We start from the raw sequence: 20297 nt of genomic DNA on the forward strand, positions 1-20297 counted from the left end.
ACGTCATTCCATTCCGTCAAGCGTAAACCGACGTGCTCTCAAAACGGCGCTTACCCCAGATTTCCTATACCGCACTTTGCAATGCAAATTACCAGGTCGACCAGCGGCTCGCGAGATGGCTGCTGATGTGTCATGATCGCATGGATGGCGATGAAATCAGCCTGACCCATGACTTTGTATCGCTGATGCTGGCAGTACGTCGGCCGAGCATCACAAACGCATTCCACACGCTGGGAGGCATGAAGCTTGTGTTTGCGGAACGCGGTCGAGTGACGATAAGGCACCGGAGAGGTTTGGAAGATTTCGCAGGCGGAGCCTACGGGGAACCTGAAGCGGAATATCGTCGGCTGATTGGCTCGCTCTGACGGCTTACTTTTTCAGGTGATTTTGCACGACGTCGTGGAATGAAACGCTGAAAAGCAGCGTTCCTGCATCGTCGGAGACATCCATATATTCGTCTGCAACAATGCGCCCACTTTTGATCAGCGCAGCAACCATCTCACGCACAGAACTGACCGCACTCATCCGCGCAGCTTCATCGGAGGGAAACTCATCGCCTTCATTGTCAGAAACAGTCTCGCGACCCCGACGCAGGTGAAAAAAATATCGGCTCATAGCGTGTAGTTCGATCTAAATGGCTCGCCATTCTCGGCTTGGTTGACCGCGTTCATTTAAAAAGATCCTTCATCAGCCGGCGGTATTCAGCCTCTGGTCTTCCGTAGGCGTCATGTGCAAATTCTTCAAGCGCAGACCTGTTCCTGATTGTTATCATACCACGTTGTGCCCGAATGAAACCATTGCTTTCCAACGTATGGAGCGACGTTGTGACAGTGGCTCTTCGAACCGAGAGCATTATCGAGATAAATTCGTGAGTTATACCAATTTCATTTGCTGAGACCCGGTCATGACACATAAGGAGCCATCGGGCGAGCCTCTCATCGACATCGTGTACGGCGTTTGAAACAGCCGTATGCGCCAATTGAATCGAAAACGCTTCCATTGATCGTATTACGGCCTTCGAAAAGTTCTTGCTGTCCATCAGGACCCGAAAGTTGGGATAATCAATCCGATAGGCCGTGCCAGCAACCTGCATCCCCACGTCATGTGAGCTGGTTTCAACCTCCGCCATCGCCGTTGTCGGCACGTAGCCGTCAAAGCCGAAAATCCCAGCCTCAGCTCGGTTTCCTTCCGGTGTCGTGGTCACAAGAGAGCCGATGCCTGAGGTGAGAAAATAAACAAACTCGATCGGCTCTCCGACGCGGGCCAGCACTGTCCCTTGCGGCAAATCGATATATTCCAGATGCTTAGCCACCAGCGCGAAATCGGCAGCAGGCAGGATCGACAGGACTTTGTTGGGTACAGATTCTTGCGACAGTATTGCCATGGGTCACTCCGTCGAAAAGACGTAATCATCGGTGTGCTTGTATTCGGGTATCCGCAGCCCCGTTCGATCAGGCATCGTAATTGATGTCCCAGTCTTTGCTGGGTTTATTTTTGCCGGGCGGCAACTTGTTGACCGTCGCGTCATCAGAGCCGGTAATAACGCGCGGTTTCGCACTCGAAACCCCGTTATTTCTAGAGGATTTCTTGCCGCGCGCGAACTGCGGTTCGCTATCCCTGTGAATGGTCTTCAGCTTGCTGTCTTTGGTCATAATAGCCTCCTTTAGTTCTCGTCCTCTCAACTGTCTTGTCGTGCGGTTGTTCCAAAATCTTTATTCTCGGGAACCGCCTGGTCATTGTAGGGTTGTGTGACGGGACAATTCTTCAGGGAATTCATGAAAAGGATATCTGAATGGACCGATATAGTTCGCTGAGCGAGCAATCCAACCACAAACAACAGCGAAACGCCTATCGGTTTTGGGCTCCAGTCTATGACAATTTTTACGGACTGTTTCTAAAGCGTGCCCAGATCGAATTGGCATCCCGTGCTGGCGAAAATGGCGGGGAGATATTGGAGGTAGGTGTTGGGACAGGGCTTGTCCTGCCGCTCTATCCGTCAACCTGCACGCTCACCGGCATTGATATTTCTGACGATATGCTATCGAAGGCCCGGCAAAAATTGAGCAGAAAGTCTTTTGCGCATGTGAAGGATTTGCAGGTGATGGATGCCTGCAACATGTCCTTTCCTACGGAGTCATTCGATGTGGTCTCCCTTCCTTTCGTCATCACACTGATCCCTGACACTCATGCCTTACTTGATGAATGCGCGCGCGTGCTGAAGCCGAACGGCAAGATTGTCATCGTCAGTCGGATCAACGAAAATGCTGGCATCATGCGACGCCTTAGTCAGGCAGTGTCTCCCGTTCTACAAAGCGTCGGACTGAGTTCCTCTTTTCACACAGAGGCTGTCGAAGCGTGGGTACGTCAAAACCCGTCATTCCGTGTTGTTGAAAACTGCGCCATTCCGCCGACCGGTTTCTTCCGTCTGTTGCAACTGTCTCGATCGTGCCTTGAGGGCTGAGATGCGTACGGTGGCGTACCGCAACCAAACACCGTGACGGGCATTCCTTCCTTATGAAAAAAGGAAGCCACAATGACCGCGTTGAGTGTGAATGGCGTATCCCCAGCAACTTCCGTCCATCCGGATATCGAACCGCTCAGGCTGCAGATTGCTGAATTTTCCCCGGCGCTTTGTGCCTTTGCACGCGTTTTGTACGACATGAGCAGGACGTAGATGATCTTGTTCAGGAGACCATTTTCAAGGCGCTTCGCTCGGCACATCGGTTCACGCCTGGAACATCGCTTCGGTCATGGCTTTTTACGATTTTGCGCAACACGTTTTGCAGTCGTTACAAAGTGAAGAAACGGGAATTCATTGGTCTGCCCGTCCATCTCGCACAGCAACTCGCAACACCTGCCGATCAGTTGTGGCGGTTGGAGTATGAGGAGACAATTAGAGCAATTGACCACCTTGATCCCGGCCAAAAGCAGGCGCTGTTGTTGATTGCGGATGGGACAAGTTACGCCGACGCAGCCGAGATTTGCGGTTGCCAGATAGGCACCATTAAAAGCCGCGTGAATAGGGCACGGCAATCCTTGCGAGACGACTTATACTGACTTCTTTTTATCCGGTTTTTTTTCGGACAGGTCTTCGGCCGCATCAACGTCGGCACGTCCTGTTGGAACCGCAGTCTGCGTGGTTGAGACGGGATCAGATGCTGGAAATGTCGCTTCGACACCTTCCTCCAGATCATCTTTTGATGTGCGCTTGTGATTGGTCTGCTCCTTGCGCAATGAAGCAACAGCGGGCGATATCTTCTCAGGCATGATTTGCTCCTTTGATGTCACTTAATAAAGTGGCGAAACGCCTTTGTGTTCCACAGTGTTAGACACCGAATGCTTCCATTCGAGGGTAACGACGCCTGTGGCCTGTTCGTTGTCATCATCTGTGCAGACAGATAGCAGCGATGAAGTGCCGCCAAAGCGACGACACTTCGCTTGGCTGCGGGTCAGGCGGCTTTGCTTTTCGCCTTGACGTTGGCACTTGCTACGCCGAGCTTGGACAGCGTCGCGTCAGTCGCGGATTCTTCACCCAGCGTCTGCTCAAACAGTTTGGCAGCTTCCTTCATGCCAAGCTGCGTTGCCCAGGTCTTGAGCGTGCCGTAGCGGGTGATCTCATAATGTTCGACAGCTTGCGCCGACGAGATGAGTCCAGCGTCGAGGGCTGGTGAACCTTTGAAATCTTCGATGATTTCTTCACCTTCCGCGATAATGCCCTGAATGGCTTCACAGGTTTTGCCGCGAGCCGGTTTACCCAGCAATTCGAAGACCTGCTGAAGTCGCTCCACGTGGACTTCGGTCTCCTCCTTGTGCTTTTGAAAGGCAGCCTTCAGCTCTTCGGATTGAGCTGCGCGCGCCATTTTTGGCAGCGCTTTCAGGACCTGGCGTTCAGCGTAATAAATGTCCTTCACCGTGTCGAGGAAAAGGTCTTCCAATGTCTTCTCAGCCATTTTGATCTCCTGTTACTGTTGGGTGAGTTTCACGTCTGCTGTTCTTGTTGAACATGTCGCAGTCGGCAGAGCGCAGCGGTGTGGCTCCTGCGCTCCTAACCTCGACCCGGGGAGATTGTTCCTGAGATTCGACCCTTTTCATCGTGTTAAAGAGCCGATCTAGCTCGTTTCACGAGACGTAAAGATGTGTCGTCCAAGCGGGCAAGGTTTCCGGCGACGACAGATCGGCGGCGGGATAGACACGGGCTCCAGCATGCGGCTCCAGCGTACAAGGAAAATCCGACATGTTCACCCGCAACTGCAGGGTTTTGCCATGTCCAACGTGCCAATCAACGAACACCGTGTTGTCAGGTGATTTCACCACGGTCCCTGAATATCCGCCCGCTTTTTCGAGCAACGGGATGATATGCTTCTTGCGCACATCAAGGAGATCTTTGACAAATTTCTCTCGCGCCAGCCCCTCTGTGCTCAGTGCGTCATCCCAACTTATTTTGGATGCAAGGAATGTTTCGAGCTGGTTCGGATCAGCCAGACTTTCCGGATCGACACCTCTTGGGATACCTCCGAAATTTTCTGCCTGCTTTGGCCGCCCGGCCATCATGATCCTGGCCAATTCACCCTGGTAGTCGCAGAAAAAATGAAATGGCCGTCGACTGGCGTGCTCTTCCCCCATGAAAAACAGCGGTATCTGCGGTGATAAAACGAGGAGCTCAGTCAACACATCGTACATTGATTGGCTGATCATGGTGTTCAGTCGATCATTGAGTGCGCGATTTCCAATCTGGTCGTGATTTTGAAGAAAGTGCACGAAGGCTGTCGGAGGCAATTCCGCGGATGGTGGCGGCGAGGTTTGGAGAACCGCCTTGCCTTCCTGCAGATATCCTTGCGCCAGCGCTCTTTTTACATGCTCCCAGGGTTTCACGGCAAAAGGCTTGAAGTGTCCGGTCGTTTCGCCGGTCACGGCAACATGCAGCGCATGGTGGAAATCATCGTTCCAGTCAGCCGTATAGAGCCGTTGTCCGCATGTTGTATCAGCCAGCAGATCAGTTCCATTGACGGGGTTTTCAGTGATCAGGTGAACATGGCGTTGCGGGAAACGCGCACGCACGGTGCGCGCTACTTCCTCAAGAAAATGACGTTCGCTCTGGTCCTCAATCTGATCGACAGCGTCCAGTCTCAGGCCATCCAGATTGAATTCGTCCAGCCAATATAGTGCATTGTCGAGGAAAAACCGGCGAACCGGTGCGACCTCAAAATCGATCTTGTCGCCCCACGGTGTGGATTGTCCACGCTGGAAAAAATCTGATGCGTAACGCGACAGGAAATTTCCTTCAGGCCCAAAGTGATTATAGACCACATCCAGAAACACCATCAGCCCATGGCCATGCGCTTCATCTACCAGACGTCTGAAATCATCTGCCGTACCGTAGGCACTGTGCGGCGCATATTGATAAACTCCGTCATAGCCCCAACCGCGGTGACCGGGAAAATGGGCAAGTGGCATGATTTCGATGGCGGTGAAGCCGAGCTTCGCCAATCTGCTGAGCTGCTTGCTTGCACCAGCGAAGGTTCCTTTTGATGTGAAGGTACCGACATGCAGCTCGTAGACTATTGTTTCCTCCCACGGACGCCCCTTCCACTGGGTGTTTTTCCACGAAAAGCCCTTCGACCTGACGACGCGCGAAGCTCCAACAACATCGTCTTGATATCGTGATGCGGGGTCGGGAACTTTGGTGCCATCGGGCAATACGAACATGTATTGCGCATCATCGCCGATCTCATCCAACTCAACCGCAAACCAGCCGTCTTTCTGGCTCGTCATGGGAACGATCCTGCCATCGATCTGCAGCGATAACTCCGATAGATCAGGTGCCCACAGCTTAAAACAGACTTTGTCATCCTCGAGGAATTTCGGTCCCCAGGCATAATCGCATGTCATCATTTCAACAGACCTTGTCCGCCATCGATGAAGACGGGCGTTCCTGTGATGTGGCGGGCCGCATCACTGAGTAGAAATCTGATCGTTTCCGCGACATCTGAAGCCATGCCAGGCTCGCCGTCGCTGAGCGGGATGGTTCCCTCTGGCCAGATGACGGGCACTTCAGTCTCCTGCCTGTCACGGATTTCCGTCGAGGCATCAATGTTTGTATCGATTGCCCCTGGGCAAACCACATTGATCCTTATTCCAGCCCGGGCCAACTCCAAGGCCAACTGGTACGTCATGGCCACCTGTGCGGCCTTGGTGGCGCTGTAGGCAGTCGCACCGGCATTGGTGAAAGATCGCACACCATTGATTGATGCGACGATCACGATTGATCCCGCACCTTTTTCCTTCAGCAATGGCACTGTCCTGTTCAATGTCAGGTAAGTGCCACGCAAGTTGACACGAATGGTGGTGTCCCATTCGTCTGGCGAGAGATCATCGATCGGTGCCCACACACCATTGATGCCTGCATTGGCGACCACAGCATCGAGGCAACCGAAATTCGTCCGGATCGATGACATTGCCCGGTCCAAATCCGCTTCACAGGCAATATTGCCGGCGATGGCAATGACCTTAGCGCCTATCGTCTCCAGTTCCGATGCGACAGCTTCAAGCGTGCCGCCATCGCGATCAAACAGCATCAGATGGTAATTTGAAGACGCCAGAAAACGGGCCGTCGCAAGTCCGATGCCAGAACTTGCACCGGTGATGAAGGCAACAGGTCTATTCATGAGCGGTGCCTGAAGATTTGAGAAGATCGTCTGATTGATATGTATGGAGGCCTGCCGTTTCCGACAGGCACATATGCGGTGTTCTGATCTTACACATCAGGCGGCACTGTCGGCTTTACCAACGTTTTTTGCAGCAACAGGCATTTTGGATTTCGTGTCATCGGCATTGACGGAACGCTGGCGTTTCCTGGGCCTTACAAGCTGGATATCGGCGCCATCCGCCGAAGCGCGGGTTCGGCTTCTTTGTTCAAACTCCCTGGAGGCCTGCTGCCAGTGCTGAACGTCTTTTCCGTGTGCCTGCCCGTCCTCTTGCCATAAAGCGTAAGCCCGTGCGCTGATCCAGTCGTGTTTATTGTCGCTCATGAGTTTCTACCTGTTGCCCAAAAAGGGGATGGAGGAGGTGGTGATTGTCGCTGGTGAAGAAACAAACCGAACCCCACCCGACGACAAATGTTCCCCACGGCGCGCTATATTTTTTCTCGCAACCGGTCCTTGGCATTCTGGTGTCAGCTAGGGAACGGTTGGCTCAGATATTTTGATCCTTTGAGGCCAAAACGCCAGGGCACGTCTATCGCCTTCGAGATGCCTATTCTGCGTCCACACGACAAAGGTGACCTCGTTTCGGGAAATGTCAGAGAAAAAATCGGCTGGCCCAGTGACAGACCGTTGTAATCTCCGTTGATGCCCAGAGCCTGGCATAGCCTACCGGGCCCCGAACACAGCAGGCGATTATTTTGGATCTGTCTGCGCGCATGCATCGCCTGAAGACCCTCAGCAGGTTCGATTGCTCGTAAAAGCACGGCGCTGCCGGACAGGCATACGAAATTAAGGCACCAGTGCAGACCGTAGGATCTATAGACATAGACATCTGCTGGATGACCGAACATGACGCTGTTACGCGATGTCTGGCCTTTAAAACTGTGGGATGCCTCGTCGTCGGCCGCATAGGCTTCCGTTTCGACAATCGTGCCTCCGACGCCATGCACCGTAAAATATGCACCGATAAGGTCTGCGGCGACTTTCGAGGCATGGTGAGCAAATTGAGCTTCGAGCGACATTGGTTTGTCCTCACGCAACCGTTCATCTGGCAAGTCACGCCGTAGTGAAACGAGATGTGGTGTCTAAACGTTCCCATAATCCACCGAGCAGCCATCTGTTCCCCACTTTTTTGCTCAGCAAGGATAGGTTCCTTCCGGTGTTGTCCTTGCGACCCCATGTTGCCCGGAACCATTCATACGCCCGGGGGTTCGGTTGTGTTGCGTGGCCACGCAAAAACAGCGCGCACCCAAGCGTTGCCTTGAACAGCGAGAGGAGACACCTGTCATGCCAGATAGTCGGGAAGAATGGATCACCAAACGGGCCTATGACCTCTGGGAACAAGCGGGACGACCGGATGGTCAGGATCACGAACATTGGGCTCAGGCCAGTGCCGAGTGGGAGAGCTTGCAGGGCACATCCGGACCAGCCGAAAGCTTGCCTGCTGCCTGGGACGGTGAAGAACTGCAGAAGTAGGCAGTACTCGTCGCAATAGAGGTAGAGGCCACAAGAATTTCGCCTGCTGCGGACACACAGTGGACTATGAGAGATCGATCAATCAAGATTGTTCCTTTTTTGTTCTTTTTGTGCTAGTCACCTTCATCGTTCCGGCGGATTTGTGCGCCGGGCCTTTGGATGTCGACATCCGCCAGATCGCCGGACGGGCGTCAGTCGGTGTTTGCGCAAGGAATTCTGGGACTTTTATGACGGCAACCTATCTGGAAAAGCTCAACGATCAACAACGCGAGGCGGTCGTCCATGGCGTTGGCATGCCTGACGGTAAGATGGGTGGACCCCTGTTGATCATTGCTGGTGCGGGGTCTGGAAAAACCAACACGCTGGCAAACCGCGTGACACACTTGATCGTCAACAATGCCGACCCGCGCCGTATTCTTCTAATGACCTTTTCCCGTCGAGCAGCATCAGAAATGACGCGGCGCGTGCAACGTATCTGCCGACAGGTGCTGGGTGATAGCTCCGCCATCATGACTGATGCGCTGACCTGGGCTGGTACGTTTCATGGTATCGGTGCCCGGCTGCTGCGCATGTATGCCGAGCAGATCGGACTGAATGTTGATTTCACGGTTCACGATCGGGAAGACAGTGCTGATCTCATGAACATCGTTCGCCACGATCTTGGTTTTTCCAAAACCCGGGATCGGTTTCCGACCAAAGGCACGTGTCTGGCAATCTATTCTCGCGTCGTGAATTCCAGTTGCACGATTGCAGAGGCGCTCAAAGCATCCTGGCCCTGGGCAATCGAGTGGGAAAACGAGCTCAAAGAACTGTTTGGTGCCTATGTTGAGGCCAAGCAGGCACAAAACGTCCTCGATTATGACGACCTGCTTCTCTATTGGGCGCAAATGGTGTCGGACCCTGCCTTGGCAGCAGACATTGGTGATCGTTTTGACCACATTCTGGTCGATGAATATCAGGACACCAACCGGCTGCAGGCATCGATCCTGAAATCGCTGAAACCGAGCGGCCATGGCCTGACCGTTGTCGGTGATGACGCACAGTCGATCTATTCTTTCAGAGCGGCAACCATACGAAACATTCTCGATTTCCCGAAAGAGTTTTCACCCCGCCCGGCTGACGTCATCACGCTCGACAGGAACTACCGCTCGACTCAGCCGATCCTGGCTGCCGCCAATGGCGTCATTGATCTCGCCCGTGAACGGTTTACAAAAAATCTCTGGACCGATCGGCAATCCGAACAGCGTCCATTGCTGGTGACGGTGAAAGACGAGACTGACCAGGCTGGCTATATTGTTGAACAGGTGCTTGCCAACAGAGAAATAGGGATTTCTCTCAAGGAACAGGCTGTGCTTTTTCGCTCGTCCAATCACAGTGGTCCCCTCGAAGTCGAGTTGACACGCAGGAACGTTCCCTTCGTAAAATTCGGTGGTTTGAAATTTCTGGACAGCGCGCATGTGAAGGATTTGCTGGCGGTTCTACGCTTTGCGCAAAACCCGCGTGATCGGGTGGCAGGCTTTCGTATGTTGCAACTCCTGCCCGGTGTCGGCCCGCAAACCGCTGGAAAAATTCTGGATACGATCACAATCGAACCGGAACCGTTGATCTCGCTCTCAGAGGTTCCCCCTCCGCCCAAAAGTGGTGAGGCGTGGCCGCAATTCGTCAGCCTGATGATTGCGCTTCGAAAGGCGGATGCCGGTTGGCCTGGCGAGATTGCCACTGCACGTTCCTGGTATGAACCTCATCTTGACCGAATTCATGAGGATGCAGATACACGCAAAGCCGATCTCGCCCAGCTGGAGCAAATAGCATCGGGTTATCCCAACCGGGAACGGTTTCTGACAGAATTGACGCTTGATCCGCCTGACGCGACCAGCGATCAGGCCGGTGTGCCCCTGCTTGACGAAGACTATCTGATCCTCTCCACGATCCATTCTTCGAAAGGCCAGGAATGGCGTTCCGTGTTCATGTTGAACGTCGTGGATGGCTGCATACCGTCTGATCTTGGCGCTGGGACAACCGCAGAAATCGAAGAAGAGCGCCGGTTGCTTTACGTCGGCATGACACGCGCCCGTGACAGCCTTTCACTTATCACGCCGCAACGGTTTTTCACCCACGGACAAAACAGCCAGGGCGACCGGCATGTCTACGCCTCTCGCACCCGTTTCATCCCGGCAACCCTGCTGCAATTCTTCGAACAGACGAGTTGGCCAAAAGTAAGCGCCAACGCCGGTGAGCGCAGTGCGACACAAATACGGATCGATGTGGGTGCCAAAATGCGCTCCATGTGGAAATGACAAGGCATCGATTACGGAATTTCCGCTCAACATTTCCTACGGTAAATCCGGCAATCCCGTCACCCTACTACGCTGTTCAGGTCCTTCATCAGATCATCAAAACCATGCGGTTTCGGCAACAATGCTGTTCTGTCGCCATCGCCCTGATCCAACGGCTGGTTCATGCCTGTCGCAAAGGCGATGCCGTTGGTGGGCCATCTCTCGCGTACATCCTCGAGAACTCCTCGCAAGACATTGCGGGTAAACCCAGATCATTGATCAGCATGTCCGTATCCGACATGTGGAACGGCGCTTCGACTTTAATCACAAGAACACGGTATTAGCAGCCGGCAGACTATATCTCTGGGATCGGTTTTCTTTCCGCACTGCCACACGTCGCAACAGATTTCTTCTTTGCAATCTGTCTGCATTGCCCAGCACTATGCAATAGGTCAGCTAGCGTACCAAGCCTCCAACGTTCGGAACCAAAAGATCCTAATCAAGTTACTTTTGGGAGTGCGGACCGTGTCAACCGGACGCGACAGAGATGGTGAACATTGCGGTTTTTCCGGTTTCTCGCAATGGCCAACGAAAAGGCAGACGAGCGCCCCACCTGTCCGGTATCCGCTCTCAACTGACCTCAAGCTACGTGAAGCTGCGGAGTAAGCGAGACATCCGCTTCTGTCGCGCCAGCAAAAACTGTGTACGCGCCTGGTCAGGCGTTCTACGTCCGTCCAACGCCGCACGACACGCGCTGCGAGCCTCGACATAAGCCGGACCGCTCATATTGGGCCATTCATCCATCAGCAGAATCAGCCGCGAAGGGACCATGGACTGTTTGTATGCCGCTATGTGGCATGTTTACTTTTACGGGCGTGTTCCAGGATAATGCGGGCATCTGTTCCTGCATTCAGCGCGCCCCCTAATTGAATTGGATGTGAAAAGTTTCGGTCTCGTCGCAATATTTTGATGAATTATATTGAGGCTAAGGTGGGCATGCGGCAGCCGGTGTTCCTGCCCGAACACGATTATCAAAAAACGCCGGAACTTTTCCCGCTCTCAGCCATTCATTTGCCGAACGCTGTTCCCCCGCGTTCCGTTTCTCGTTCTTGGCGCGTATCGGCACTGCCTAAGGCCCTCCAAATGGAGGGTTTCTTTTTTGCGACATCAAAGACCTTTCACATTGATTGCGTCGAGGAGAAAAGCCGATGACCGGCCCGGAAATCAGCCAATCGGTTTTGTTGTTCGAAATACGCCCGCAACTGCAGGACATGGTCAAACGCTACACATCGTCCAAGGTGATGCGGCACACAATCGTCGAGAAAACGATTTTGCTGGCTTTGGATAATCCTGCAATCGTGTTGGACAGCCCGCTCGATGAAAACCTCTGCAACTTGTTGCATCAGACAGCGCTCAAGGAACTCGAAAGAGCGAAAAAGGCATTCAGCAACGAAGACTTGAATAACCCCATCCGCTGACTGCGCTGCGGGTCAGCATTGAGACACGCGCCCCTGATCTTGCCAAACCATTCCATGCTCAACGGCTTTTTAGATAATTCGCATTTTTCGGAACTTTCGATCGTTTCGGCGGTTTATGAACCACCAACAGCCCCGAAAGGAGAGGAAAATGAAAAATCTGGTCATCGCCGGAGCCGTCACCCTTTTGTCAACGGTCGCCCTGGCTCAACAGCCGGCCAATCCAACAGGTGAAACACCTGCAGTCACGACTCCCGATAGCGGAAATCCAACCGCTCCGGTTGCCGGTGAAAACAGCTTTACCGAAGAGCAGGCAAAGGAACGGATTGAGGCGGCCGGCTATACCGCCGTCACCGGCCTGATGCTGGATTCCCAAGGTGTGTGGCGTGCCAAAGCCACCAAGGGCGGCGCCGAAGTTAATGTCGGCCTCGATTACCAAGGCAACATTGTCACCCAATAACCAAAAAAGCTGGAGGAAACATCAATGCGTACAGTAACCGGACTTTTTGACAGTCGTGAAGATGCCCGCCGAGCCGTAACGGCGCTTGAGGCAGCCGGTATTCCGTCAAAGGATATCAGCATTGTGTCCCATGATGGCGTGGGCAAGGACAGCGACAACTCTGAAACCAAAGCTGCTGAAGGTGCTGGCACCGGCGCTGGTGTTGGCGCAGTTGCTGGTGGTGGCGTAGGTCTTCTGACAGGTCTCGGAGTGATGGCCATCCCCGGTGTTGGCCCCGTGGTTGCAGCTGGCTGGCTTGCCGCGACGGCCGCTGGTGCAGCGGCGGGCGCCGTGGCTGGTGGCGCAGCAGGCGGTATAATCGGATCGCTCGTTGATGCGGGTGTGCCTGAAGAACATGCCCATGTTTATGCCGAAGGCGTGCGCCGTGGTGGCAGCATGGTAGTTGCCAAGGTCGATGAGGCAAAAATGGACGAAGCTTCCGCCATTCTCAAACAGTCTAATCTGGTTGACCCGGTAGAGCGCCGCCGCGCCTACGAGGAAGGCGGATGGAAGCGCTTTGACGACACAAGCGCTCCCTATAGCCGCGACGAGTTCGAGGCTGAGCAGTTGCGATACCGCAACTTGCGCTAAGGCAAGACCTACATTGTGGAGCGTTCCCGGAAACGGAAGCGCTCCATAATCATTTTTGGCCACCAATTCCGGGAGAGCAGACATGACTGACCGTTTCACCATGCAGGATCCACGCAAACAGTATCCAGCCCCCCCCTTTGAAGCTCAGCCCCAATCTATGCCCGGGCTGGTTCAGAACATGTTGCCCTCTCCCGATCATGGTGAGGAAAGCTACAAAGGCTCTGGCAGGTTGGCTGGACGAAAGGCCTTGATCACGGGTGGCGATTCTGGAATTGGCCGTGCGGTGGCAATTGCCTTTGCACGTGAAGGCGCTGATGTAGCGATCTCATATCTTGAAGAAGAAGAGCCGGACGCCGAAGCCGTGATAGGCTTGATCGAAGCTGAGGGACGCATTGCTGTTGCCTTACCTGGCGACATTAAAGATGAATCCTGGTGCCATGACATGGTCGAGAAGGCGGTCAGCGACATGGGCGGCCTTGATATCCTGGTTATTAACGCTGCCCGCCAGCAGTTTCGCAAGCATGTCAGCGAACTTACCACTGACGATTTCGACCAGACGATGAAAACCAATCTTTATGCGCTGCACTGGATCTCGCAGGCGGCCGTCCCACATCTCAAACCGGGTGCGTCCGTCATCACCACTGCGTCCATACAGGCCTATGAGCCGTCTCCTATTCTGCTCGATTATGCCACGACAAAAGCTGGCATCGTGGCCTACACCAAGGCGCTCTCCAAACAGTTGATCGAAAAAGGTGTAAGAGCCAATGTCGTCGCTCCGGGCCCCTTCTGGACTGTGCTTCAGCCAAGCGGCGGGCAGCCGGATGAAAAGGTGCGCCATTTCGGTGAAAACAGTGATTTCGGTCGGCCCGGCCAGCCCGTGGAACTTGCACCGGTCTATGTTTTGCTGGCGTCCCAGGAAGCAAGCTTCATCAATGGTGAGGTCTACGGTGTTACCGGCGGCAAGGGCGTTGCATAGCTGGAGAACTTCCAAGCGCGTTCTCGCCACTTGAACCGCCCCCAAAGGAGCGCGTTATGAACGACTTTGACCTATATTATTGGCCGGTTCCGTTTCGCGGACAGTTTATCCGCGGAATTTTGGCGCATGCAGAATGCACGTGGGATGAACATGATGCAGCTGAAATCGAGCGCATCATGGGCCAAGACCCAGGCAAACAACCCATAGGCTTTATGGGACCTCCACTGTTGATTGACCGCAAGCAAGACTTCGCAATTTCCCAGATGCCGGCGATCGCCATCTATCTTGGTGAGCGCCTGAACCTGCTGCCGACGACAGCTCAACGCAGGGCGCTCTGCGCCAAAATTGTTCTCGATGCCAATGACGTGCTTGATGAACTGACGCTGGACGGTGGGCGAGACATGTGGACTGCGAAAAACTGGGAGAATTTCGTCCCGCGTTTGCAAAAGTGGATCAAGATTTTTGAGAGCTCAGGTACGAGAAACGGTTTGACCGGTGCGGACGGTTTTATCCTTGGCACAGAACAACTGGGCATCGCAGATATTGTCGCCTCCATTCTCTGGACAACGGTCGCTGACCGTTTTCCAGCAATACGCAAGATCATCGAAGAAACATCGCCTGTTGTCTGGGGACATGCCAAACGCGTTGCAGAGACACCTTCTATCGCCGCATTGAGCCGAAAAAACTACGACACATACGGGGAAACCTACTGCGATGGAGAGATCGAAAAATCTCTCCGCAGCGTTGTGATCTGAAAAAAGCGACTGAAGTGAAATACGATCCCCGTCCACGGTGTGCAAGCCTGGCCATCGTTTGGGACGGCGGCTGTGGCACGGGTTGGTGGGTGCTGGATCGTCAACGACCGACGCACCGGTACGCAAGCGAATGAGCATCCTTAGCACCATCGTCACAAATCGCTCCCCAGCCCCCGCGAAACGCTTGACCAACAAGACTGCCTCGTTCTGTCTCTTTCCGTCCAATCACCCATAACCATTCACCTCAGATGTCCGCCGAGATGAAGCGGGAACGTGGCTTACCTCCTAAACTTGAAGGCTGGCACGCCAGCGCAAGCTCCGCAAACATCATCGACACACGGGCGTCATTGCCTTGGGGCGAAATGTTTAACCGGGCAAAGCGATCAAGATTGCCTTGACAATAGAAGCTGGCCTGCCCGATCAGGTGGCCGATTTTTGAACTCGATCTCTACTGGCGGATCATCGACGACCCGTCTCAGGGTCTCAAGGAGGTTGTTGTCATGCATTGTTGAGTGTTGAGTGTTGAGGGCTGAACGGGTCGCGGGGAACCAAGGGCCATCGTTGATTGTTATTTCAGATATTCCAACATATCAGCCCGGCGGTTATCATGGCATCCCATCCAGTGAGAATTGCAGCCCCGTTCAAAACGATTGATCCCCGTGACCGCTTGATCGCAGCACTGTTTGCTCAGCTGAAAGCCGAGCGAGAAACGCGCGAGACGCTGGAAATGGCAATCCGCAACGGCGCTGGATCCAGAGAAGTCCTGGAGGCAATCGCGGGGGATCCTGTTCCCGCGATCACAGGTGACGACGTTGCAAGCCAAGACCTTGAGTTGATCGAACAGGCGATCGCCCTTTCGCGCAGAGTGCAATCGAAGGACGGGCTCTGAGATGTCGGCGCGGGCGAGCTGGAAGGGCCACTTGAAGATAGGCGAAATTGGCTGTGCTGTCGCGCTCTACACCGCGGTCGCCTCGGACGAAAAGCTCTCCTTCAACATCGTCAACCGAAAAACCGGAAATCGTGTCGAGCGCCAATTTGTGGACAGTGAGACGGGAGCACCGGTCGATCGCGAAGACCAGGTGAAGGGATATGAGATCGAAGGCGGTAGGCATATTGTGCTTGAACCGGATGAAATCACCGATTTGATGCCGGCAAGCGACAAGCTTCTGACTGTTTCAAGCTTCATCCGATGTGGTGAAATCGACAGGCTTTATTTTGATCGACCCTACTATCTAACACCCATCGGACCGGAAGATAAGGAAGCTCTGCAATTATTGGCAAGGGCAATGATGGCGGAGAATGTCGCGGCGATCGCCTCGGGTGTTTTGTTTCGGCGTTTCCGGACGCTGCTGATCCGCCCCAGTGACGACACTATCACGGCCACAACTCTGAATTTCGACTACGAGGTGCGTTCGGCGATCACGACGTTCAAGAATATCCCCGACATCGAGTTCGACAAGGAGATGTTGAAACTGGCGCAACATATTATTTCGACCAAATCCGGAGTTTTCAGACCGGAAGTTTATCACGACCGCTATGACGCAGCCCTGGTCGAGCTGGTCAAGGCTAAGTTGGAAGGCCTCAAACCACCGAAGAGCAAGCCTCAGCCCAAAGTTGGGGTCATTGATTTGATGGATGCTCTGCGAGAAAGCGTCAAGGTAAGTGGGAGAACCAGTAACCATCGAAAAGCCGCGCCGGGCAGAAAGTCAACGTCGAAAGACCGCAAGGCGAGCTGACCATGGCGCTGCAAACCTACAACTCCAAACGGAATTTCAAACAAACGCCAGAACCGCCCGGGCGCCGGGCGGCCAAGGGCGTATCCAACGGCAACAGCTTTGTTATCCAGAAACATGACGCCACACGGCTTCACTACGATTTTCGCCTGGAGATGGGCGGTGTCCTCAAGAGTTGGGCTGTTACACGAGGCCCGAGCCTCGATCCAACCGAGAAGCGTCTTGCCGTCCATGTGGAGGATCACCCGCTCGACTATGGCGACTTCGAAGGCATCATTCCAAAAGGCCAGTATGGTAGCGGCACTGTTATCGTCTGGGACCGCGGTTCATGGACACCTGTCGGCGACGCAAAGAAGGGTTATCGCAAAGGACATCTTGAGTTCGAGCTGGACGGCGAGAAGATGAAAGGCCGCTGGCATTTGGTGCGCATGAAGGACAAGCCGGAAGAAAAGCGTGAGAACTGGCTGCTTATAAAGGCTGAAGACGAGGACGCCCGACGTGGGGGTAAAGATATTCTCGACGAGTTCCCTAAATCTGCAAAGAGCGGCCGGAGTATAGAAGCTGTCGCGGAGGATCCTGATGCGGTCTGGGAAACCAACGCAAAAGTGACGCGGGACAAAACGACCGTGAGGCGCAAATCGTCTCCGTCTATAAAAGCTTCTCGTGACACGGAATGGCCAACAGGCGCGCGTGAGGCAAGAATGCGCGGATTTGTTCAGCCCGCCTTGGCCACGCTGAAACCAAAACCACCCGCCGGTGATGGCTGGCTTCACGAAATCAAGTTCGACGGATATCGCCTGCAGGCTCACATCCGCAATGGCCAAGTGACGCTATTAACCCGCAGCGGGCTCGACTGGTCCGATCGATTCGGAACGAGGCTCAGCAAAGCGTTGGCGGACCTGCCGGTGTCGAGCGCGATCATCGACGGCGAAATTGTCGTCGAGCGTGACAATGGCGCATCGGATTTCTCCGCCTTGCAGAGTGACCTGAGCGAAGGACATAGCGATCGTTTTGTCTACTACGCCTTCGATATGATATATCTTGACGGCCACAATCTCGTCGACGCAGCCTTGATCGATCGCAAGATACTTTTGGAAAACCTAATCCGAAATCAGAAGGATGGTTCTGTCCTGCGCTATAGCGCACATTTCGGGGAAAGTGGCGAGCTTGTGCTGAGCCATGCCTGCCGACTGAGCCTTGAAGGTGTGGTCTCAAAAAAACGCGATGGAAAGTATATCTCTGGTCGCAAGGGTCAGTGGATCAAGTCGAAATGTTCCGAGCGTCAGGAATTTGTAATCGGCGGTTACACCCCCGCAACGGCGATCCCTGACGCAATCGGTTCACTTGCAATGGGCATCTACGAAGATGGAAGATTTATTCATGTCGGCCGTGTCGGGACCGGTTTTAGTGTAGCCGTTGCGCAGGACCTCTATCGCAAGCTCCACGAACTCGACCAGAAGACAAGCCCGTTCGATGACAAGTTAAGCCCTTCGGGACGTCGCGATCTGATCTTCGTGAAGCCCGTTCTGGTCGCTGAGGTCGAGTTCCAAGCCTGGTCGGAAGGTGGTAATCTACGGCATGCTTCTTTTCGCGGGCTGCGGGACGACAAGGCGTCAAAAGAGGTAGTACGCGAGGCGACACGTGCTGCACAGACCCGGAAAATGCCCGCCTCGTCCGTCAAGCTCACCCACCCTGATCGCATTTACTGGCCGGACGAAGGGATCACCAAGACAGGCCTCGTCGACTACTACTCCCAGGTCTGGCGCTTCATGGCTCCGTTCGTCGTCTCACGACCGCTGTCTTTGCTACGTGCACCGGATGGGATCACCGGTCGACAGCGCTTCTTTCAGAAACATGGCTGGAAAGGCATGAACGCCAATATCGAGGAAGTTACCGACCCGAAGGACAGGAGCGGGGGCAAGCTCTTGAAAATCGTCGATTTCGACGGTCTTGTGGCACTCGTTCAGTCTGCGGCTCTGGAAATACATCCCTGGGGCACGACGGTCGATCATTGGGAAAAGCCCGACATACTCACCATGGATATTGATCCGGCCGACGACGTGCCGTGGGATAACGTCATCGCAGCAGCTTACGAGTTGAAGAAGCGGATCGAGGCGTCCGATCTTTTTGCCTTTGTCAAAACGTCCGGTGGCAAGGGCCTGCACGTGGTGTCACCTCTCGAACCGAAGGCAACCTGGGCGCAGGTGAAAGCTTTCGCCAAGAGTCTCGCCAATGACATGTCGGCTGATGACCCAAGCCTTTATCTCGCCACGGCGACCAAGGCAAAACGCAAGGGGCGTATCTTCATCGACTACTTGCGCAATGGCCGAGGCAATACGGCGGTGGCACCGTACTCGACACGGGCAAGACCGGGAGCTGCCGTCTCCACGCCCCTCGCGTGGGATGAGCTCAATACTGACCTCGGTCCAGCGCACTTCACGATTAACAATGTGCCGAGGCGGCTCGAAGCGCTTTCGAAGGATCCATGGGACGGCTTCTTTGCTGCAGCAAAGCCGATCGTGGTTCGCACGCGATAGCAGCTATTTCGATGGGCGCTTGCGACTTTCCCTGGCAAGGCTCTTTTTGAGAGCGTCCATGATGTTGATGACGTTGCCTTCAGTCTTCACCGGAACAACGTTCTTCGGCGTTTTGGTGGGCTTCGATGCCTTCTGCTTTTTGGCTAACAGCGCTTTCATTCGCTTTTGCACCGGATCCTGAACCAGCTTGGACGACCAGGGTCCGGTTCGCTCCTCCACCATACCGGTCATAACCTTCAGGAGTTTGCGGTCTACTTTCGTTTTCGCCTCGATCCTTTCCGTGGGTTCGCGAACCTCATCCCCATATCTTAGCGTCCAGAGAATTATGCCCTTGCCACTTGCCTCCAGCAAAACTACCCGTTCCCGGCGATAGAGGACCAGTCTTGCAATCCCGACAACGCCGCTTGCTTCCATTGCCTCTCGAATAACGCAGAAGGCCTCTGTACCTACCTTGTCGGCGGGGCTTAAAAAGTGCGGCTTTTCATACCAGATCCAATCAATGGTCTCGCGCGAGACAAATGTGTCGATATCGATTGTGCGGGTGCTCTCAAGGCCGAGCGCATCGATCTCGTCATCCTCAATCAGGACATAGTCACCTTCGTCTTTTTGATAACCCTTGACCTGATCCTTATCGACAACCGGCTTGTGGGTCACGCTGTCGAGGTACCGGCTCTCAACACGGTTCTTGGTCCTACGGTTCAGGACATGAAACCGCACCTTGTTGCTCTCTGTTGTCGCCGGCGTCAGCTTTACTGCCGCTGTGACCAGCGAGAGCCTCAAATAACCCTTCCAGAATGTTTGTCGTGCCATTGGTCGAAAACGCGATCGCGATACTCGGGTTCCACCAACTGTTGTGCCTTTTTGCCGACGGCGTCTTGGCGGCATCACGAACAGGGTCCGGCTTGCCGAAGCTTTGACGATCTCGCGCCAGAAACGGTCATCGATCAAAGCTGTTGACGTTTTGGGTCTGTGAGGAATGCGTTTGGTGTCATTATCGCTCCTGTGTGAACGCGAAGGAAAACGCAGCGGTGCTCGAGAAGCCAGCTCGCTTGGATCCATGAGAATGCCGTGATATCTGAGGCTGATATTTGCCACACGCCCCGCCACAGGGCTTCTGGGCAGTGGTGGGTAGGTTGGCGCGTCCTGCACTGAACTCAATTCGAGGAGGAGAAGTCTCACCACCAGCGCAGCCTTAGTCACAGCCAGCATTGATCTCGATCGCCGCAGCCAGCAGGCATCGCATTAGCGGCGATACCTCCGATGCGAATGGCCGCTGAG

The 20297-nt window shown here is 54.2% G+C and carries 22 protein-coding genes and 2 pseudogenes; 13 read left to right on the top strand and 11 right to left on the bottom strand.

Annotation, left to right across the window (positions count from 1 at the left end):
* Positions 1-56 precede the first annotated feature (56 nt).
* Positions 57-365 (top strand): annotated as a pseudogene (locus tag RT613_RS19285) (helix-turn-helix domain-containing protein); the annotation flags it as partial.
* Positions 366-369: 4 nt separating this feature from the next.
* On the opposite strand, the gene RT613_RS19290 reads toward RT613_RS19285, so the two are convergent.
* The 3 genes from RT613_RS19290 to RT613_RS19300 form a co-directional block, all read right to left on the bottom strand.
* Entirely contained in the window at positions 370-615 is a 246-nt protein-coding gene (locus tag RT613_RS19290) for a DUF6894 family protein (protein ID WP_313618008.1), read from the bottom strand.
* A gap of 52 nt (positions 616-667) precedes the next feature.
* Positions 668-1384, bottom strand: a complete 717-nt coding sequence (locus tag RT613_RS19295; protein ID WP_313618009.1) for a Crp/Fnr family transcriptional regulator — start codon at positions 1382-1384, stop codon at positions 668-670.
* Between the two features lie 67 nt (positions 1385-1451).
* On the bottom strand, positions 1452-1652 hold the full coding sequence (locus RT613_RS19300; protein ID WP_313618010.1) for a hypothetical protein: 201 nt from the start codon (positions 1650-1652) through the stop codon (positions 1452-1454).
* Between the two features lie 263 nt (positions 1653-1915).
* Here RT613_RS19300 and RT613_RS19305 point away from each other — a divergent pair, with 263 nt between their 5' ends.
* Positions 1916-2461, top strand: a complete 546-nt coding sequence (locus tag RT613_RS19305) for a class I SAM-dependent methyltransferase (RefSeq protein ID WP_313618011.1) — start codon at positions 1916-1918, stop codon at positions 2459-2461.
* A 72-nt stretch (positions 2462-2533) separates the two neighbouring features.
* Positions 2534-3057: pseudogene (locus RT613_RS19310) on the top strand (sigma-70 family RNA polymerase sigma factor).
* On the opposite strand, the gene RT613_RS19315 reads toward RT613_RS19310, so the two are convergent.
* The 6 genes from RT613_RS19315 to RT613_RS19340 form a co-directional block, all read right to left on the bottom strand.
* Entirely contained in the window at positions 3049-3267 is a 219-nt protein-coding gene (locus RT613_RS19315; RefSeq protein WP_313618012.1) for a hypothetical protein, read from the bottom strand. The pseudogene RT613_RS19310 and the gene RT613_RS19315 sit on opposite strands and share 9 nt — an antisense overlap.
* Positions 3268-3449: 182 nt before the next feature.
* Positions 3450-3950, bottom strand: a complete 501-nt coding sequence (locus tag RT613_RS19320; RefSeq protein ID WP_313618013.1) for a ferritin-like domain-containing protein — start codon at positions 3948-3950, stop codon at positions 3450-3452.
* A gap of 169 nt (positions 3951-4119) precedes the next feature.
* Positions 4120-5892 (bottom strand): malto-oligosyltrehalose trehalohydrolase, encoded by a 1773-nt coding sequence (gene treZ / locus RT613_RS19325; protein ID WP_313618014.1) that lies wholly within the window; start codon positions 5890-5892, stop codon positions 4120-4122.
* A complete protein-coding gene (locus tag RT613_RS19330; protein WP_313618015.1) occupies positions 5889-6665 on the bottom strand; it encodes an SDR family NAD(P)-dependent oxidoreductase in 777 nt (258 codons plus the stop codon). Before RT613_RS19330 ends, treZ begins: the two co-directional genes overlap by 4 nt.
* Before the next feature lie 96 nt (positions 6666-6761).
* On the bottom strand, positions 6762-7028 hold the full coding sequence (locus RT613_RS19335; RefSeq protein WP_313618016.1) for a DUF2934 domain-containing protein: 267 nt from the start codon (positions 7026-7028) through the stop codon (positions 6762-6764).
* A 143-nt stretch (positions 7029-7171) separates the two neighbouring features.
* Positions 7172-7723, bottom strand: a complete 552-nt coding sequence (locus tag RT613_RS19340) for a DNA-3-methyladenine glycosylase (RefSeq protein WP_313618017.1) — start codon at positions 7721-7723, stop codon at positions 7172-7174.
* Between the two features lie 265 nt (positions 7724-7988).
* Here RT613_RS19340 and RT613_RS19345 point away from each other — a divergent pair, with 265 nt between their 5' ends.
* Together RT613_RS19345 and RT613_RS19350 are read left to right on the top strand one after the other, a co-directional pair.
* A complete protein-coding gene (locus tag RT613_RS19345; protein ID WP_313618018.1) occupies positions 7989-8177 on the top strand; it encodes a DUF2934 domain-containing protein in 189 nt (62 codons plus the stop codon).
* 227 nt (positions 8178-8404) lie between these two features.
* The gene (locus RT613_RS19350; protein WP_313618019.1) at positions 8405-10474 is read left to right on the top strand and encodes an ATP-dependent helicase; all 2070 of its coding nucleotides are present in this window, start codon (positions 8405-8407) and stop codon (positions 10472-10474) included.
* 624 nt (positions 10475-11098) lie between these two features.
* On the opposite strand, the gene RT613_RS19355 is transcribed toward RT613_RS19350, so the two are convergent.
* A complete protein-coding gene (locus tag RT613_RS19355; RefSeq protein ID WP_409558859.1) occupies positions 11099-11284 on the bottom strand; it encodes a DUF982 domain-containing protein in 186 nt (61 codons plus the stop codon).
* Between the two features lie 377 nt (positions 11285-11661).
* On the opposite strand from RT613_RS19355, the gene RT613_RS19360 reads away from it, so the two are divergent.
* The 8 genes from RT613_RS19360 (at position 11662) to ligD (ending at position 19019) form a co-directional block, all read left to right on the top strand.
* Positions 11662-11931 (top strand): hypothetical protein, encoded by a 270-nt coding sequence (locus RT613_RS19360; protein WP_313618020.1) that lies wholly within the window; start codon positions 11662-11664, stop codon positions 11929-11931.
* Between the two features lie 148 nt (positions 11932-12079).
* Positions 12080-12388, top strand: a complete 309-nt coding sequence (locus RT613_RS19365) for a PepSY domain-containing protein (protein WP_313618021.1) — start codon at positions 12080-12082, stop codon at positions 12386-12388.
* A 24-nt stretch (positions 12389-12412) separates the two neighbouring features.
* Entirely contained in the window at positions 12413-13018 is a 606-nt protein-coding gene (locus tag RT613_RS19370; RefSeq protein ID WP_313618022.1) for a general stress protein, read from the top strand.
* Positions 13019-13100: 82 nt separating this feature from the next.
* Positions 13101-13994 (top strand): SDR family oxidoreductase, encoded by an 894-nt coding sequence (locus RT613_RS19375; RefSeq protein ID WP_313618023.1) that lies wholly within the window; start codon positions 13101-13103, stop codon positions 13992-13994.
* A gap of 56 nt (positions 13995-14050) precedes the next feature.
* A complete protein-coding gene (locus tag RT613_RS19380; RefSeq protein WP_313618024.1) occupies positions 14051-14749 on the top strand; it encodes a glutathione S-transferase in 699 nt (232 codons plus the stop codon).
* A gap of 607 nt (positions 14750-15356) precedes the next feature.
* Positions 15357-15638, top strand: a complete 282-nt coding sequence (locus tag RT613_RS19385) for a hypothetical protein (protein ID WP_313618025.1) — start codon at positions 15357-15359, stop codon at positions 15636-15638.
* 1 nt (position 15639) lies between these two features.
* Positions 15640-16485: a Ku protein gene (locus tag RT613_RS19390; protein WP_313618026.1), complete on the top strand. Its 846-nt coding sequence runs from the start codon at positions 15640-15642 to the stop codon at positions 16483-16485.
* A gap of 2 nt (positions 16486-16487) precedes the next feature.
* The gene (gene ligD, locus RT613_RS19395) at positions 16488-19019 is read left to right on the top strand and encodes a DNA ligase D (protein WP_313618027.1); all 2532 of its coding nucleotides are present in this window, start codon (positions 16488-16490) and stop codon (positions 19017-19019) included.
* A gap of 3 nt (positions 19020-19022) precedes the next feature.
* Here the strand turns inward: ligD and RT613_RS19400 are convergent, their stop codons facing one another.
* Positions 19023-19829 (bottom strand): Ku protein, encoded by an 807-nt coding sequence (locus tag RT613_RS19400; RefSeq protein WP_313618048.1) that lies wholly within the window; start codon positions 19827-19829, stop codon positions 19023-19025.
* Positions 19830-20297: the final 468 nt, after the last annotated feature.

The sequence above is a fragment of the Agrobacterium sp. genome (assembly GCF_032092815.1).
Lineage (GTDB): Bacteria > Pseudomonadota > Alphaproteobacteria > Rhizobiales > Rhizobiaceae > Agrobacterium.

Coding starts and splice junctions, on each gene's coding strand:
- treZ (WP_313618014.1), bottom strand. CDS start 5,892: ATGATGACATGCGATTATGCCTGGGGACCGAAATTCCTCGAGGATGAC.
- RT613_RS19370 (WP_313618022.1), top strand. CDS start 12,413: ATGCGTACAGTAACCGGACTTTTTGACAGTCGTGAAGATGCCCGCCGA.
- RT613_RS19380 (WP_313618024.1), top strand. CDS start 14,051: ATGAACGACTTTGACCTATATTATTGGCCGGTTCCGTTTCGCGGACAG.
- RT613_RS19335 (WP_313618016.1), bottom strand. CDS start 7,028: ATGAGCGACAATAAACACGACTGGATCAGCGCACGGGCTTACGCTTTA.
- RT613_RS19360 (WP_313618020.1), top strand. CDS start 11,662: ATGACCGGCCCGGAAATCAGCCAATCGGTTTTGTTGTTCGAAATACGC.
- RT613_RS19350 (WP_313618019.1), top strand. CDS start 8,405: ATGACGGCAACCTATCTGGAAAAGCTCAACGATCAACAACGCGAGGCG.
- ligD (WP_313618027.1), top strand. CDS start 16,488: ATGGCGCTGCAAACCTACAACTCCAAACGGAATTTCAAACAAACGCCA.
- RT613_RS19295 (WP_313618009.1), bottom strand. CDS start 1,384: ATGGCAATACTGTCGCAAGAATCTGTACCCAACAAAGTCCTGTCGATC.
- RT613_RS19290 (WP_313618008.1), bottom strand. CDS start 615: ATGAGCCGATATTTTTTTCACCTGCGTCGGGGTCGCGAGACTGTTTCT.
- RT613_RS19315 (WP_313618012.1), bottom strand. CDS start 3,267: ATGCCTGAGAAGATATCGCCCGCTGTTGCTTCATTGCGCAAGGAGCAG.
- RT613_RS19375 (WP_313618023.1), top strand. CDS start 13,101: ATGACTGACCGTTTCACCATGCAGGATCCACGCAAACAGTATCCAGCC.
- RT613_RS19340 (WP_313618017.1), bottom strand. CDS start 7,723: ATGTCGCTCGAAGCTCAATTTGCTCACCATGCCTCGAAAGTCGCCGCA.
- RT613_RS19400 (WP_313618048.1), bottom strand. CDS start 19,829: ATGGCACGACAAACATTCTGGAAGGGTTATTTGAGGCTCTCGCTGGTC.
- RT613_RS19385 (WP_313618025.1), top strand. CDS start 15,357: ATGGCATCCCATCCAGTGAGAATTGCAGCCCCGTTCAAAACGATTGAT.
- RT613_RS19320 (WP_313618013.1), bottom strand. CDS start 3,950: ATGGCTGAGAAGACATTGGAAGACCTTTTCCTCGACACGGTGAAGGAC.
- RT613_RS19390 (WP_313618026.1), top strand. CDS start 15,640: ATGTCGGCGCGGGCGAGCTGGAAGGGCCACTTGAAGATAGGCGAAATT.
- RT613_RS19345 (WP_313618018.1), top strand. CDS start 7,989: ATGCCAGATAGTCGGGAAGAATGGATCACCAAACGGGCCTATGACCTC.
- RT613_RS19365 (WP_313618021.1), top strand. CDS start 12,080: ATGAAAAATCTGGTCATCGCCGGAGCCGTCACCCTTTTGTCAACGGTC.
- RT613_RS19300 (WP_313618010.1), bottom strand. CDS start 1,652: ATGACCAAAGACAGCAAGCTGAAGACCATTCACAGGGATAGCGAACCG.
- RT613_RS19330 (WP_313618015.1), bottom strand. CDS start 6,665: ATGAATAGACCTGTTGCCTTCATCACCGGTGCAAGTTCTGGCATCGGA.
- RT613_RS19355 (WP_409558859.1), bottom strand. CDS start 11,284: ATGGTCCCTTCGCGGCTGATTCTGCTGATGGATGAATGGCCCAATATG.